Annotated in this window: 11 protein-coding genes; 3 read left to right on the forward strand and 8 right to left on the reverse strand. The window is 55.5% G+C overall.

Features of this window, described 5'->3' with window-relative positions; translation table 11 throughout:
• Window positions 1-3: 3 nt before the first annotated feature.
• On the forward strand, window positions 4-2322 hold the full coding sequence (gene yicI / locus BM427_RS18570) for an alpha-xylosidase (RefSeq protein ID WP_090123999.1): 2319 nt from the start codon (window positions 4-6) through the stop codon (window positions 2320-2322).
• A gap of 64 nt (window positions 2323-2386) precedes the next feature.
• Here the strand turns inward: yicI and BM427_RS18575 are convergent, their stop codons facing one another.
• The 7 genes from BM427_RS18575 to gmk all read right to left on the reverse strand — a co-directional run bounded on the left by BM427_RS18575 (window position 2387) and on the right by gmk (window position 11601).
• Window positions 2387-4099, reverse strand: a complete 1713-nt coding sequence (locus BM427_RS18575) for an AsmA family protein (RefSeq protein ID WP_090124000.1) — start codon at window positions 4097-4099, stop codon at window positions 2387-2389.
• Between the two features lie 120 nt (window positions 4100-4219).
• Window positions 4220-5605 carry a nucleobase:cation symporter-2 family protein gene (locus BM427_RS18580; protein WP_090124002.1) on the reverse strand — a complete coding sequence of 462 codons (1386 nt, stop codon included), beginning with the start codon at window positions 5603-5605 and terminating at the stop codon, window positions 4220-4222.
• 124 nt (window positions 5606-5729) lie between these two features.
• Window positions 5730-7811 (reverse strand): ATP-dependent DNA helicase RecG, encoded by a 2082-nt coding sequence (gene recG / locus BM427_RS18585; protein ID WP_090124003.1) that lies wholly within the window; start codon window positions 7809-7811, stop codon window positions 5730-5732.
• 3 nt (window positions 7812-7814) lie between these two features.
• Complete coding sequence (trmH, locus tag BM427_RS18590; RefSeq protein ID WP_090124006.1) at window positions 7815-8504, reverse strand: tRNA (guanosine(18)-2'-O)-methyltransferase TrmH; 690 nt, start codon at window positions 8502-8504, stop codon at window positions 7815-7817.
• A gap of 4 nt (window positions 8505-8508) precedes the next feature.
• The gene (gene spoT / locus BM427_RS18595) at window positions 8509-10629 is read right to left on the reverse strand and encodes a bifunctional GTP diphosphokinase/guanosine-3',5'-bis pyrophosphate 3'-pyrophosphohydrolase (protein WP_090124008.1); all 2121 of its coding nucleotides are present in this window, start codon (window positions 10627-10629) and stop codon (window positions 8509-8511) included.
• A gap of 18 nt (window positions 10630-10647) precedes the next feature.
• Complete coding sequence (gene rpoZ / locus BM427_RS18600) at window positions 10648-10923, reverse strand: DNA-directed RNA polymerase subunit omega (RefSeq protein WP_007369481.1); 276 nt, start codon at window positions 10921-10923, stop codon at window positions 10648-10650.
• Between the two features lie 54 nt (window positions 10924-10977).
• Complete coding sequence (gmk, locus tag BM427_RS18605; RefSeq protein ID WP_090124011.1) at window positions 10978-11601, reverse strand: guanylate kinase; 624 nt, start codon at window positions 11599-11601, stop codon at window positions 10978-10980.
• A gap of 252 nt (window positions 11602-11853) precedes the next feature.
• Here gmk and ligB point away from each other — a divergent pair, with 252 nt between their 5' ends.
• Window positions 11854-13587 carry an NAD-dependent DNA ligase LigB gene (gene ligB, locus BM427_RS18610; protein WP_090124014.1) on the forward strand — a complete coding sequence of 578 codons (1734 nt, stop codon included), beginning with the start codon at window positions 11854-11856 and terminating at the stop codon, window positions 13585-13587.
• A gap of 133 nt (window positions 13588-13720) precedes the next feature.
• On the opposite strand, the gene BM427_RS18615 is transcribed toward ligB, so the two are convergent.
• The gene (locus BM427_RS18615; RefSeq protein WP_090124017.1) at window positions 13721-14584 is read right to left on the reverse strand and encodes a YicC/YloC family endoribonuclease; all 864 of its coding nucleotides are present in this window, start codon (window positions 14582-14584) and stop codon (window positions 13721-13723) included.
• A gap of 122 nt (window positions 14585-14706) precedes the next feature.
• Between BM427_RS18615 and rph the strand changes: the two genes are divergently transcribed.
• Entirely contained in the window at window positions 14707-15423 is a 717-nt protein-coding gene (gene rph, locus BM427_RS18625) for a ribonuclease PH (protein WP_090124020.1), read from the forward strand.
• Window positions 15424-15466: the final 43 nt, after the last annotated feature.

Genomic DNA, 15466 nt, shown 5'->3' on the forward strand with positions numbered 1-15466 from the left:
CAGATGAAAATTAGTGATGGCAACTGGCTTATCCAGCCGGGGTTGACGGTAATTCAACCGGTTCAGGTATTTGAGGTTGAACAGCAGGGCAATGAGATGGTGGTCTATGCCGCCCCGCGTGACGTGCGTGAACGCACCTGGCAACTGGATACGCCTTTATTTACGCTGCGCTTTTTCTCGCCGCAGGAAGGGATTATCGGCGTACGCATTGAGCACTTTCAGGGCGCGCTGGATAACGGCCCGCACTTCCCACTTAACGTTGAGCAAAACGTTAATGTGGAGATAAACAACACGGAAGCCTTTGCCGAGTTGCAAAGCGGCTCGCTTCGCGTTCGCGTGGGAAAAGGCGATAACTGGGCGATCGATTTTCTGCGCGACGGTGAGCGCATCACCGGCAGCCAGTTGAAAAATAACGGCTATGTGCAGGATAGCAACCGTGGGCGCAACTACCTGTTCGAGCGTCTGGATCTCGGCGTAGGCGAAACGGTATATGGTCTCGGTGAGCGCTTTACCGCGCTGGTGCGCAACGGCCAGATGGTGGAAACCTGGAACCGTGATGGTGGCACCAGCACCGAGCAGTCGTACAAAAATATCCCCTTCTACCTGACCAATCGCGGTTATGGCGTGCTGGTTAATCACCCGGAAGCCGTGGAGTTTGAAATCGGTTCAGAGAAGGTCTCCAAAGTACAGTTCAGCGTTGAGGGCGAATACCTGGAGTATTTCGTTATCGACGGTCCGACGCCGCAGGCGGTACTGGATCGCTATACCCGCTTCACCGGTCGCCCGGCGCTGCCACCTGCATGGTCATTTGGCCTGTGGCTGACCACCTCGTTCACCACCAATTACGACGAAACGACGGTGAACAGCTTTATCGATGGCATGGCCGAACGCCAGTTGCCGCTGCATGTGTTCCATTTTGACTGCTTCTGGATGAAGGCCTTCCAGTGGTGCGATTTCGAATGGGACCCGCTAACCTTCCCGGATCCGGCGGGCATGATGAAGCGGCTAAAAGCGCGCGGGCTGAAAATCTGTGTCTGGATCAACCCCTACATCGGGCAGAAATCACCGGTCTTCCACGAATTGAAAGAGAAGGGCTACCTGCTGAAACGCCCGGATGGCTCGCTGTGGCAGTGGGACAAATGGCAGCCGGGGCTGGCGATTTATGACTTTACCAACCCGCAAGCCTGCCAGTGGTATGCCAATAAGCTCAAAGATCTGGTGGCGATGGGCGTGGACTGCTTCAAAACTGACTTCGGCGAACGCATTCCGACCGATGTGGCGTGGCATAACGGCGCGAGCCCGCAGAAGATGCACAACCATTATGCGTACATCTACAACGAACTGGTGTGGAACGTCCTGAAAGAGACAGTCGGCGAGCAGGAAGCGGTGCTGTTTGCCCGCTCGGCTTCCGTGGGTGCGCAACAGTTTCCGGTTCATTGGGGCGGCGACTGCTACGCCAACTACGAATCGATGGCCGAAAGCCTGCGCGGTGGGTTATCCATTGGACTTTCTGGTTTTGGGTTCTGGAGCCACGATATTGGCGGCTTCGAAAATACTGCGCCAGCGCATGTCTACAAACGCTGGTGCGCGTTCGGGTTATTCTCGAGCCACAGCCGTCTGCACGGTAGCAAATCCTACCGCGTGCCGTGGGCGTACGATGAAGAGTCCTGCGATGTGGTGCGCCATTTCACACAGTTGAAATGTCGCCTGATGCCGTACCTTTATCGCCAGGCTGCGCAGGCACATGAATCTGGCGTGCCGATGATGCGTGCCATGGTGCTGGCCTTCCCGGAGGATCCAGCCTGCGACTATCTCGACAGGCAGTATATGCTCGGTGATGCATTGCTCATTGCGCCAGTGTTCAGCGAAGCGGGTGATGTACAATTTTACCTGCCGGAAGGTCGCTGGACGCACTTGTGGCATAACGACGAGCTGGTAGGCAACCGCTGGCATAAACAGCGCCACGGCTTTATGAGCCTGCCGGTTTACGTGCGCGACAACACACTGCTGGCGCTGGGCAATAACGATCAGCGCCCGGATTATGCCTGGCATGAGGGCACAGTATTCCAGCTTTTCGCTCTGGATGACGGGCACGAAGCATTGTGCGAAGTACCGGATGCCAGCGGCATAGTGATTTTCCGTCTGCAGGCGAAACGTGCAAATGGTGTGATTACGCTGCTGGCTGACGGTACAGGATGTAACTGGACACTGTGCCTGCGCAATATCGCGCAGATTGCTGGTGTACAGGGTGCAGCGCAGTCCGGCAGTGAACTGGGCGTGGTAATTACACCACAGGGTAATGAAGTGCATATTACGCTTTGAAGGACGTTGCCGGGCGGCAGCCCGGCATGCAATTCCCCCGAGGGATGTTGTTGCTGGCCAGGCCTTAGGGTGCTGGTTCAGCCGGTGGTGCAACCACACCGCCCGAAACCACACCGCCGTGCATGATCTGTTTTACCTGCTGTTTCTGTTCGTTCACCGCAGATAACTCCCCGTTGACGCTGGGCTTCAGCGGCGCATCGGCACGTACACTGCCGCTGGCGGTCAGTTGCAGGTTTCCATCGCCGCTAATGGGTAACGCTGGCCAGCCCCACTCCTGGAGCATATTCAGCGGTACGCCGCGTCCGTTCAGGCTGACATTGACGCTGCGATCCGGCGTTTGTGAGACCACGGCTTTAGCCTCCAGCAACCCCTTGTCGGTGAAAGCACTCAGCTCGGTAATATTGACCATGTTGCTGTTGGCATTCAGCGCTAGCGACGGGCGGCGCACGTCGACGCGGTTGAATGTTGCCGCAGCGGCATTCAGTTTAGCGCTACCGCCCCATATACCCCATTTTCCTTCGCGCACCAGTTGCAGGTTGTCGCCATAACCATCCAGTGCGGTGAGCTGCCACGGGAACATCGGATCGATATCAATCACCAGGTTGCGGCTGGCGCTGAATTTTTTCAGCGTGACCGTGTTCAGCCACGGCGGCAGATCGTCCATCCACAGTTGTTTCCAGTTTTCCGGCAGCGTGTACTCCAGCCCGGCGAACGCGGCGTCGTCGAGCACCAGCGCATGACCTGTGCGATACCAGTTACCGGAGGTTCGCACCATGCCGTTTTCCCAGCGCGAGGTGAACTGTTGTAGTGCAATTCCCTGCGCAGAGAAGTTGGCATTCAGGATCGGGTCGAACAGGTGCAGAGAACCGTAAATAAATTCGCTGGCGTTCATCGACAACCTGCCATCGTCGCTTTGCCAGTCGCCTTTAATCAGCGTTAAATTGCTCAGGCTCAGATCGAGATCGGTAACCGCCCAGCCCGGCCCCTGTAAACGCGCGTCCGTCACATCGACACGGCCAATCTGTAATGATGGCAGCGTGGTTAGCGGGTTGAAGAAATCGAGCAGGGTTTTATCACTTTGCAGGCGAATATCGTTCAGGCGCAGGTTATTCACCACCCAGCCGCCATCGGCAGTGCGCTTCGCATCGCCAGTCAGTGAGCCGCGCGCCATGTCCGCGCCGATAGTTGTCAGGGTAACAACATCTTTGTCGATACTGCCCTGAATAAGCACGTTGCTGGCCGGGACGCCGTTTAGCGTCAGCGAACCGGCGCTCATCTGGATTTGTGTTTTACTACCCAACACATTGCCGGCTACCGGCTGCCAGGGCGAGACGCCGCCCATCACCCGTTGCGCGCTCAGATCCCAGCCCGTGGTCGGGCTATTGAACGCCATATTATTGAGTTGCAGGCGATCGGCCTGGAAGGGAAGCGGCGCGGCAGAAGGGGAGAAATTGAGCGTGCCATCCTGCAACAAAATAGTGTCAGCGTGCAGCGGATCGGTCAACTGGCGGCTGCTCAGGCCAATATCCACCGTTTTTGCAACCAGCGTCGCCGGGTTGCCTTTGCGACCGAAACTGACGTTTTTCAGTAACACATGGGAAGGTGAGGAGAAGCGATGTTCTATCACGTCAAAGGTGAGGTGATAGTCGCTGTTGTTATTCACCCAGTTGCTGACCTGAGTCGCGCCCCAGCGCGTTTGCAGCAGGAACCAGGCGGCCACTATCGCCAGTAGCAGGGCGATAACGACAACGAATAGCAGCTTTCCAAGAAATTTCATGATCTTCCATCCCCGAAGTGTCAATCAGGCAGTTATGCACGATTTATGCGCAATGCTCAAGGGCGGAATGATGAAAGGAGATGACAGCGGCAGCCGGTAAGCCCGGCTGCCGTGGCGCGATCAGTTTTTCTCTGACGGAAAAATCAGATTCAATACAATTGCGGTGATACCACCTGCGGCGATACCGGAGGAGAGCAGATTTTTCAGCCAGTCCGGCGCGAATTGCAGGATCTGCGGCTGCTGGGAAACGCCAAGGCCCACGGCCAGCGACAGTGCAATAATCATAATTGCGCGGCGGTTCAGGGGCTCGCGGGAGACAATACGCACGCCGGAAGCGGCTATTGTACCGAACATCACCAGCGTTGCGCCGCCCAGCACTGGCTCAGGTAACTGCTGAACGAAAGCGCTGACTGCAGGGAACAGGCCCAGCACAACCAGCATCAGCGCCACGAAGAAACCGATATAGCGGCTGGCAACGCCAGTCAACTGAATGACGCCGTTGTTCTGGCCAAAGCAGGAATTAGGGAACGTGTTGAATACCGCCGAAACAAACGAGTTGATGCCGTTCGCCAGTACACCGCCTTTCAGGCGTTTCATGTACAGCGGGCCGGCGACGGGCTGTTCGGAAACGTCAGAGGTAGCGGTGATATCGCCGATGGTTTCCAGTGAGGTGATCATAAACACCAGCATCAGCGGCAGCAGCAGGTTCCAGTCAATGCTCAGGCCGTAATAAAGTGGTGTTGGCACCATAAAGGCATTCGCGGGTGCGCTATATTCCGGCAGCATGCCCATAAACAGCGCCAGCACATAACCGACCGCCATGGCGATCACCAGAGAAGCAATACGCAAGTACGGGTTACGCTGACGGTTGAGCAGAATAATAATTGCCAGCACCACGCCCGCCAGCAGCAGGTTTTTTGGCGCGCCGAAAGTGTGGTTGCCCATCGCGGCAAAACCACCGCCGACGGAAGTCAGGCCAACCTGGATCAGCGAGAGGCCGATAATCATCACCACCACACCGGAGACCAGCGGGGTAATAATGCGACGTGCCAGCGGCAGAATGCGCGAGATAACCATTTCGGTACAGCTTGCCAGCATCAGGGTGCCGAACAGCGCAGCCATCATGGTTGGCACATCCGCACCGCCGGTTTTCAGCGCCGTGCCGCCCATAATCAACGGCGCAACGAAGTTGAAACTGGTGCCCTGAATTGACAGCAGACCGGAACCCACCGGACCCCAGGCTTTAATCTGAATGATGGAAGCGACGCCAGAGGCGAACAGCGACATGCTGATGATGTGCTGAGTGTCCTGAGCCGGTAACCCCAGAGCCTGGCAGATCAGCAGACCGGGCGTAATCACGCCAACAAACATCGCCAGCAGGTGTTGCAGCGCGGCAAACAGGGTTTGCGCCAGCGGCGGTCGGTCTTCAAGGCGATAGATCAGCTCGCTGGGTTGAGTCTGCGCAACCGGTTGCGCACTTTCGGACTCGATGGTATTTAAGGACATCTCAGACAATCCCCTGATGGAAAAGCGCTGATTTTATCGGACTGTTTGGTAAAAGCAAACGGTTGCCATGTTAAAATCACACTTTTATAAGGGATGTTCTGTCTATCGACTAAGGTCCTGAAACTCAGGCGTTGGAGTAGCGTTCTGTTTCCGGCATCCAGCGTTCGATCAATGCCTCTGCAAGCTGCGGATAACGCTCGTGAATATGGCGGGCGACGCGCTGAACTTCTGGGATCATCGCCTGGTCGCGCAGCAGGTCAGCGACTTTGAATTCCGCATTACCGGTCTGGCGGGTTCCGAGCAGCTCGCCGGGGCCGCGAATTTCCAGATCCTTTTGCGCAATAACAAAACCGTCGTTGCTGTCGCGCAGCACCTGTAAGCGTTTTTGCGCTGTCTTTGAAAGTGGGGATTTGTAGAGCAAAACGCAGTGCGACGCTACCGCGCCACGCCCCACGCGCCCACGTAGCTGGTGGAGTTGCGCGAGACCGAGACGCTCCGGGTTTTCGATAATCATCAGGCTGGAGTTGGGTACATCCACACCGACTTCAATGACCGTGGTGGCGATAAGCAGATGCAACTCACCCTGTTTGAACGCCTGCATGACTGCCTGCTTTTCCGCTGGCTTCATGCGTCCATGCACCAGCCCGACATTCAGCTCTGGCAGCGCGAGCTTCAGCTCTTCCCAGGTGGCTTCCGCCGCCTGCGCTTCCAGTAAATCGGACTCTTCAATCAGTGTGCACACCCAGTATGCCTGGCGGCCTTCGTCGATGCAGGCGTTGCGCACGCGATCGATAATATCATTGCGGCGCGTATCCGGGATGGCGACGGTGGTTACCGGTGTGCGGCCCGGTGGCAGCTCGTCGATAACCGACGTATCAAGGTCGGCGTAGGCAGTCATCGCCAGCGTGCGCGGAATCGGGGTGGCGGTCATGATTAACTGGTGCGGATGGAAACCCTGCTGCTGGCCTTTCTCCCACAGCGCCAGACGCTGGTGCACGCCGAAGCGGTGTTGCTCATCAATAATCACCAACGCGAGGCCGTTAAACTGCACCTGCTCCTGGAAAATAGCGTGCGTGCCGACCACCATTTGCACTTCGCCATTAGCAATAGCATCCTGCTGTGCCTGCCGCGCTTTCCCTTTTTGTTTTCCCGCCAGCCAGCCTACTTCGATACCGAGTGGCGCAAACCAGTTGCGGAAATTGTTGGCGTGCTGCTCAGCCAGCAGTTCGGTCGGAGCCATCATTGCCACCTGTTTACCGTTGGCAATTGCCCGTAACGCGGCCAGTGCGGCAACCAGCGTTTTACCGGAGCCGACATCCCCCTGTACCAGGCGCATCATCGGGATATCCAGCGTCATATCGCGCTCGATCTCTGCCACGACCCGCGCCTGTGCGCCGGTTGGTTTAAACGGTAGCAATGCCAGCAGGCCATGCTTCAGTTCATCTTTGGCAACGAGCGGCTGCGCATGATAGCGCTGAGCCCCGGCGCGCAATGCCAGCATACTCAGGTTATGCGCCAGTAATTCTTCAAGGATCAAACGACGCTGCGCTGGATGTGTACCCGCTTCAAGTTCGGCCAGCTGCAATGACGGCGGCGGGCGATGCAGCGTGTGCAGCGCTTCCGGCAGGCTCATCATGCCCTGTGCCAGCTCAGGCGGCAGCAGTTCGCTGATGGCGCAGGTCGCCAGCAGTTCCAGCGCCTGGTCGGTCAGTTTGCGCAATGTCGCCTGCTTAATCCCTTCGGTTGTGGGGTAAACCGGCGTAAGCGTTTCTTGCAATGCGGGAGTGCTGAGATCGCCCTGTAGGCGGTATTCCGGATGGATCATCTCCGCACCATACTTCCCGCGCTTTGCTTCGCCGTAGGCCAGTACACGGCGGCCTGCGGTGAGGCTGTTTTTCATCGCCGCGTTGAAGTTGAAAAAGCGCATAGTGAGGATGCCGGAACCGTCGCTGATCTGGCAGGTCATCATCCGACGGCCGCCGAAAGTGATATTGCAGTTCAGCACTTCGCCTTCCACCGTGGCGTAGATGCCCGGCAGCAGGTCAGCAATGGGGTAAAGCTGGGTGCGATCTTCGTAACGCAGCGGCAGATGAAGCAGCAGATCCTGCACAGTGTGCAAGCCGATTTTCGCCAGTTTGCTGCTCTGTGCCGCGCCGACGCCGGTCAGCGAACTTAAGGGCACCGTGTCGAGCAGCTTACCTTTCATCGGTTACCCTGCCGCCTGCATAGTGGCCCACCACGTGGGGTCTGCTTCGATTTGACCTTCCGAATTGACGTGCGGGTAAGGCAGCCCTTTGCGTTTTGCGACTTTCGCCAGTACCGGGTAGCCCCCTTCAAACAGCAGGCGCTGCTGCTCTTCATCCGGCAGCATGCTGTTTTCGCGTTGGTACATACCGGCGTTTTGCCTCTGACGCTGCGCTTCATACAGAATTAATGCTGAGGCCACGGAAACGTTGAGTGATTGCACCATGCCGATCATCGGAATGATGATGTCCTGATCCGCCAGATCCAAGGCTTCCTGGGTGATCCCGGTTTTCTCCTGGCCCATCAGAATGCAGGTCGGGCGCGTGTAGTCGATCTCACGAAAGTCGACCGCTTTGTCCGACAGATGCGTGGCAAGCACCTGCATGCCGCGCGCTTTCAGCACACCGACAACATCGCCAATAGTACGGTGTGTTTTCACTTCCACCCAGCTATTACTGCCAGCGGCGGCGGAGGCCATGGTGCGCATGCGGTTGCCCGGCCAGACTGCGTGGACTTCATGCACACCGACCGCGTCTGCGGTGCGGATAATGGCAGAGACGTTATGAGGCTTGTGAACCTGCTCCATGCAAACTGTCAGATCGGGCTGACGTCTGGCGAGCATTTCGCGAATACGCGCATAACGTTGAGAATTCATACAATTAGTTTCGGTTGCGGGTGACTTTTATCACATCCGGCATCACGCGGATTTTACGCATGATATTCGCCAGATGGACGCGATCGCGCGCCGTCAGTCGGATGAAAGCACTGTACACGCGGCCATCTTTCTCTTCCGTATTCAGGCTCTGAATGTTGGATGAGGCCGTGTTAATTGCCGCCGTGAGGTTGGCCAGCGCTCCTTGATGGTTGAACATATCCACCTTGATTTCGGTAATAAATTCCTGCGCGGTCTCTTTATCCCACTCCACAGCCATAAACTTCTCGGGCTCTTTCTGGTAGCTACGGATATTACGACAGGACTCATGGTGGATAACCAGCCCTTTCCCCGGACTGACGTGGGCGACAATCGGGTCGCCAGGGATTGGACGGCAACATTTGGCAAAGGTGATCAGCACGCCATCTGCGCCTTTAATCGGCAAATGACCGTTGCTGCTGGAACTGGACGGCGTTGGCGCGGCTTGCACCGCTTCCCCTTGTTGCAGGTTTTTCGCGACCACGACGCTCATGGCGTTACCAAGGCCGATTTCAGCCAAAAGATCGTCAAGCGTCGCCAGCTTCATCCGCTCAAGCTCACGCTGAATATGTTCCTGCGGGATTTCGGCCAGCTTGCGACTACCGCCCAGCGCATGATTTAGCAGGCGGCGACCGAGGCTTACCGAGTCGTCACGCTTGAGGTTTTTCAGCATCTGACGGATTTTCGCGCGGGCTTTTGAACTGACGACAAAGTTCAGCCAGGCGGCATTCGGGCGGGCGCCTGGCGCGGTAATAATCTCTACCGTCTGGCCACTGGCGAGTGATTGCGACAGCGGATACGGCTGGCGGTCAACGCGTGCGCCGACGCAGGCATGGCCGATATCTGTGTGTACCGCATAGGCAAAATCCACCGGCGTCGCACCCGCAGGCAACTCGACAATGCGGCCTTCCGGGGTGAAAACATAAATCTCATCGGGGAAGAGATCAGATTTAACGCTCTCGATAAATTCAAATGAGCTACCGGCGCTTTGTTGCAGCTCCAGCAGACTTTGCATCCAGCGCTGGGCGCGGATTTGCGCGGTAGTGCTGCTCTCACCGTGCTCTTTATAGGCCCAGTGCGCTGCAACCCCCATTTCCGCCATTTGATCCATATCTTCAGTACGGATCTGCACCTCTACTGGTACACCATGCGGACCAATCATCGAGGTGTGCAGGGATTGATAGCCGTTCGCCTTCGGAATGGCGATGTAATCTTTCACGCGGCCGGGACGCGGTTTGTACAGGCTGTGCATCTGGCCCAGTACGCGGTAGCAGGTATCCAGGTCATGAACGATAACGCGGAAAGCGTAAATATCCATGATGGAGTGAAAGCGTTGCTCCTTCATCACCATCTTGCAATAGATGGAATAGAGGTGCTTTTCACGTCCGCTGACACGGCAGGGAATGCCCGCTTCCTGTAAACGCCCTTCGATTTCCGAGAGGATTTTTTGGATCATCTCTTTGCGGTTGCCGCGCGCGGCTTTCACCACTTCTTTAATCACGCGATAACGGTTCGGGTATAACGCTTCGAAACCCAGCTCTTCCAGCTCGGTTTTGATGTGGTGAATACCTAAACGGTGTGCCAGTGGGCTATAGATTTCGAGGGTTTCACGGGCGATGCGACGGCGCTTGTCCGGGCGAAGCGATCCCAGTGTACGCATGTTATGTGTGCGGTCGGCCAGTTTGATCAGAATGACGCGGATATCCTGCACCATCGCCATGATCATCTTGCGAAAGTTTTCGGCCTGCGCTTCTTTTTTGTCCTGAAACTTGAGCTTATCAAGTTTGGATACCCCTTCCACCAGCTCGGCAACAGTTTTGCCAAACAGTTGTTCCATATCCTGGTAAGTGGCCGGGGTATCTTCAATCACGTCATGCAGCAGCGCAGCCATCAACGTTTCGTAGTCGAGTTTCATCTCGGCCAGAATACAGGCCACCGCTACCGGGTGCGTGATATAGGGTTCACCGCTTGAACGTGTCTGGCCCTCGTGAGCGTCACGTGCAACGAGATACGCCTGCCTGAGACGTTTGATTTGATCTTCAGGCAGATAGTTTTGAATCAGTTGATTCAGGCTTTCAAACAGATACAAGGGTGACCTGCAGGTTAATTAACGACGACCTTCAGCAATGGCGGTAACGGCCTGCAGTTCTGCGGCTTCCTGCTCTTGCTGCTCCTGCCGCTCACGCACGTCGAGGATCTGGTTGTTGATCAGACCTTCTTCGATTTCGCGCAGCGCGATAACGGTGGTTTTATCGTTTTCTTCCGGTACTAACGGATCTTTACCGCCAACCTGCATCTGACGAGCGCGACGCGCGGCGACCAGCACCAGGTCAAAACGGTTACCTACTTTCTCTACAGCGTCCTGAACAGTTACGCGTGCCATACTTAAAATGCTCCACAGGTGAAGAAATGACTGGGCATGATACTGAAACCAGGCTCAGTCTGCCAATAGTTTGCTGATTAAAGCGTCATGTCGCTGCTTCTGGCGGCTCATACGCAGGCGTTCGGCGCGAATAATGGTTTTCAGATCGCCCAGAGCGGTATCGAAATCATCATTCACAATCAGGTAATCATATTCTGCGTAATGGCTCATTTCCGCAACGGCCTGCGCCATCCGCTTTGCAATTACCTCTTCGCTGTCCTGACCGCGTCCACGCAGGCGGCGATCCAGCTCCAGCTTTGATGGCGGCAGTATAAATATGCTGCGCGCCTGCGGCATGCGGCGGCGAATTTGCTGCGCACCTTGCCAGTCGATATCCAGGAACACATCCACGCCGGTCGACAGTACTTGCTCAATGGCTGCGCGGGAAGTGCCGTAAAAGTTGCCAAATACTTCGGCATGCTCAAGAAACGCGTCATCATCAATCATGGCTTTAAATTCGTCATGAGTAACAAAGAAATAGTGCTCGCCATGCACTTCACCAGGTCGAGGTGCGCGCGTGGTGTGCGAAACAGAAACCTGAGTGTCGTATAACGGTTGGGTTTTCAGCAAAGCCTGGATGAGGCTTGATTTACCCGCGCCGCTGGGGGCGGAAACAATATATAGCGTGCCTTGAGCCATGAGAGTCTTTTGTATGTGAATTGCGAAAGGAAACTTACATACGTGCCTATTATACACATCAGCGCTATGTGACGTAGCATTTGTCACACTTTTTCCCTCTCAGTATGGCATTTTGCGGCCCGCTTTCCTGTTTTGTTTGCAAATTTTCACCGCCGTAGCGAATCTCCGGAACCCGCCTCGCAACCGTTCTGTTTATTGATCGAAAGCGGTTCCTTTCTGGCGTTATAACGATTGCGCTATCAAGAGGGAGAAATGTTTATGTGGAGAAGAGCCGGAGCTGCAATTTGTCTGTTGCTATGGAGCATATTCAGCTTTGCAACTTGCCCTGTCTGGTCGCCTTCGCGGGCGCAGGAGGAAGTGAGCCGTTTGCAGCAGCAGCTCGCGCAGTGGAATGAGGCGTACTGGAAATCGGGAGCAAGCGACGTCAGTGACGATGTTTACGATAGGCTCAACACCCGGCTCGCCTATTGGCAGCGCTGCTTTTCGCTCGAAATATCCGCCAATTCATCAATACCACCTGGCGGTAATACCACTCATCCGGTTGCGCATACCGGGGTGCGAAAACTGGCGAATAAGCAGGCGTTGCAACAGTGGATGTCAGGGAAAAAAGATCTCTGGGTACAGCCAAAAGTGGATGGCGTAGCGCTCACGCTGGTCTATCGCCAGGGCAAGCTGGTACAGGCTATCAGCCGAGGAAATGGGCTGGCGGGTGAGGACTGGACGGCAAAAGCTCTCGCGATCCCGGCGATTCCCAACAATGTTAGCGGTGAGCTGGCAAACAGCATTTTGCAGGGCGAACTCTTTCTGCATCGTGAAAACCATATCCAGAAACAGTCAGGCGGCTTAAATGCCCGAGCCAGGGTTGCGGGTGCGATGATGCGCCGTGACGCTTCAGACCTGCTTCGGGAAATGGGTTTCTTTGTCTGGGCCTGGCCGGATGGTCCGGCAACGCTGGCACAACGGCTGGTTGTGCTGAGCAAGAGCGGATTTAACGAGGTGCTTGATTACAGCGTGCCAGTCAATACTGTTCAGGATGTGGAACGTATACGTGCCCGCTGGTTTACCTCCCCCTTGCCTTTCGTGACAGATGGTATCGTCGTGCGTTCGGGGGATGAACCTCAGGGCAAGGCGTGGCTGCCAGGGCACGGTAGCTGGGTGGCGGCATGGAAATATGATCCGGTAGAGGAAGTCGCCAGCGTAAAAAACATTCAGTTTGCCATTGGACGTACCGGAAAAATTGCCGTCGTTGCACAGCTTGAACCTGTGCAACTGGATGATAAACGCATCCAGAGGGTAAATATTGGTTCCGTCCGACGCTGGCATGAACTGGATATTGCGCCAGGCGATCAGGTTTCCGTGAGCCTTGCCGGGCAGGGTATTCCCCGTCTTAACCGCGTGGTTTGGCGTAGCCTTGTTCGCGAAAAACCGGTTCCACCGGCACCGCTTTTTTCATCGCACAGCTGTTTTTATACCACGGCAGAGTGCCATGAACAGTTTATTGCGCGACTGGTTTGGTTAAGTTCTGCAAATGCACTGGGGATCGAGGGGCTGGGAGAAAGTGGTTGGCGGATGTTGCATCAGACACATCATTTCGAACATCTCTTTTCCTGGTTGGCATTAACAAAGGAGCAACTGCAGGCGACGCCCGGTATTTCTCCCGCTCGCGGGCTAAAGCTTTGGCATCGTTTTAACGTGGTACGCCAATATCCTTTTATCCGTTGGGTTAATGCGTTAGGCATCCCTTTACCTAAGGCCGCATTAAATGCGCAGGGCATCAGCCTCTGGCAAGAACTTGTTGATAAGACGGAACAAGAATGGCTTGCGTTGCCAGGCGTGGGGGCCGAGCGTGCCCGTCAGATACGGCGTTGGTTGAGTCTGCCTGAAGTTACATCTCTGGCGGACTGGCTGGCGAAACAGAAGGTACAAGGATTTACCGTGGTCGGTGAATCCGGCTTTACGCATAGCGATCTTTTCACCGGAACATAATCAGTATGTCGGAAGATTTCTGAAAATGAATGGTCCGGTTAAGCGGGATACTTACAGGCACACTTCAAAGATTATTTTTACTAAAACGCCCGTTTTTCAGGGCGTTATTAAATATATCAAACAGCTGAGTTCTCTACTCGATATTCTGAATCTGCTCGCGCATCTGCTCAATCAACACTTTCAGCTCGATAGCGGAATTGGTGACTTCAGCATTAATCGATTTGGATGCCAGTGTATTCGACTCACGATTGAACTCCTGCATCATAAAGTCGAGGCGACGACCCACGGCCTCTTTTTTCTTCAAAATATTGTAGGTCTCTTTTACATGCGCTTCGAGCCGATCCAGCTCTTCGGCCACATCGATACGCTGCGCCATCATCACCAGTTCCTGCTCAAGGCGATTATTCTCCAGTTGCACCTGCGCCTCTTCGAGCTTAGCAACCAGCCGCTCGCGCTGCCATTGCAGGATTTCTGGCATATGGGCGCGCACTTTGGCGACTTCGGTACTCACGCCTTCCAGACGCTGCTCAATGAGCACTTTCAGTGCCTGGCCTTCGGTTTCACGGGCGACGATAAAGTCATCCAGCGCACCGTCAAGCGCTGCGAGAACTTGTGCCGCAATGGCATCCAAATCCTGTTCTTGCGCGGCCATCACGCCAGGCCAGCGCAGGATATCGACCGGATTAATTTCCCCTTCGTCACTCTGCAATTTGACCCAGTTGGCGGCAGATACCAGCTGTTTAGCCAGTTTCTCGTTGAGGATCAGTTCCGCTTGTGCGCTGGAATCGGGTTCAAAACGCAGGTTGCATTCCACTTTGCCGCGAGTCAGACGGGTACGAAGACGTTCACGGACAACTGGTTCAAGGCTGCGGAATTGTTCCGGCAGGCGGAAGTAAGTTTCCAGATAACGCTGGTTTACCGAGCGCAGTTCCCAGGAGGCAGAGCCCCATTCACCCTTGATTTCACGCCGGGCGTAGGCGGTCATACTGCGGATCATAGACGTTCCCGTTTTTAAAGAGAGATGCGGGGATTATAGCTTTCGTGGACTTATCAGGATAGGAATAACCACGGTAAGCCAGTATAATGCGCAGCCACATTCGAATAGCCGGAGAAATCATCATGCGTCCAGCAGGCCGTAGCGCCACTCAGGTACGTCCCGTCACCCTGACCCGTAACTATACAAAACACGCTGAAGGTTCCGTGCTGGTTGAATTTGGTGATACCAAAGTGCTGTGCACCGCCTCTATTGAAGAAGGCGTACCGCGTTTCCTGAAAGGCCAGGGACAGGGTTGGATCACCGCTGAATATGGCATGCTGCCGCGTTCCACCCATACTCGCAACGCGCGTGAAGCCGCAAAAGGCAAACAGGGTGGTCGCACCATGGAAATCCAGCGCCTGATTGCCCGTGCGCTGCGTGCAGCGGTTGATCTGAACGCGTTGGGTGAATTCACTATTACGCTCGACTGCGACGTACTCCAGGCCGATGGCGGCACCCGTACCGCTTCTATTACCGGTGCTTGTGTGGCGCTTGCGGATGCGCTGAACAAACTGGTTGCGGCAGGGAAATTGAAAACCAACCCGATGAAAGGCATGGTTGCCGCCGTATCCGTGGGTATCGTTAACGGCGAGGCCGTGTGCGATCTTGAGTATGTGGAAGATTCCGCCGCCGGGACCGACATGAACGTGGTGATGACCGAAGATGGCCGCATGATTGAAGTTCAGGGCACGGCGGAAGGCGAACCGTTCTCCCATGAAGAGTTACTGACCCTGCTGGCGCTGGCCAGAGGGGGAATCGAATCGATTATTGCGACGCAGAAAGCGTCGCTGGCGAATTAATTATTAAGGGCGACTGAGAGTCGCCTTTTTTTTGCGCGTCATA

The organism is Kosakonia arachidis (assembly GCF_900116535.1).
GTDB classification, from domain to species: Bacteria; Pseudomonadota; Gammaproteobacteria; order Enterobacterales; family Enterobacteriaceae; genus Kosakonia; species Kosakonia arachidis.

Excerpts from the sequence above, each read along its gene's own strand:
- yicI (WP_090123999.1), top strand. The coding sequence starts at position 4 with ATGAAAATTAGTGATGGCAACTGGCTTATCCAGCCGGGGTTGACGGTA.
- BM427_RS18575 (WP_090124000.1), bottom strand. The coding sequence starts at position 4,099 with ATGAAATTTCTTGGAAAGCTGCTATTCGTTGTCGTTATCGCCCTGCTA.
- BM427_RS18580 (WP_090124002.1), bottom strand. The coding sequence starts at position 5,605 with ATGTCCTTAAATACCATCGAGTCCGAAAGTGCGCAACCGGTTGCGCAG.
- recG (WP_090124003.1), bottom strand. The coding sequence starts at position 7,811 with ATGAAAGGTAAGCTGCTCGACACGGTGCCCTTAAGTTCGCTGACCGGC.
- trmH (WP_090124006.1), bottom strand. The coding sequence starts at position 8,504 with ATGAATTCTCAACGTTATGCGCGTATTCGCGAAATGCTCGCCAGACGT.
- rpoZ (WP_007369481.1), bottom strand. The coding sequence starts at position 10,923 with ATGGCACGCGTAACTGTTCAGGACGCTGTAGAGAAAGTAGGTAACCGT.
- gmk (WP_090124011.1), bottom strand. The coding sequence starts at position 11,601 with ATGGCTCAAGGCACGCTATATATTGTTTCCGCCCCCAGCGGCGCGGGT.
- ligB (WP_090124014.1), top strand. The coding sequence starts at position 11,854 with ATGTTTATGTGGAGAAGAGCCGGAGCTGCAATTTGTCTGTTGCTATGG.
- BM427_RS18615 (WP_090124017.1), bottom strand. The coding sequence starts at position 14,584 with ATGATCCGCAGTATGACCGCCTACGCCCGGCGTGAAATCAAGGGTGAA.
- rph (WP_090124020.1), top strand. The coding sequence starts at position 14,707 with ATGCGTCCAGCAGGCCGTAGCGCCACTCAGGTACGTCCCGTCACCCTG.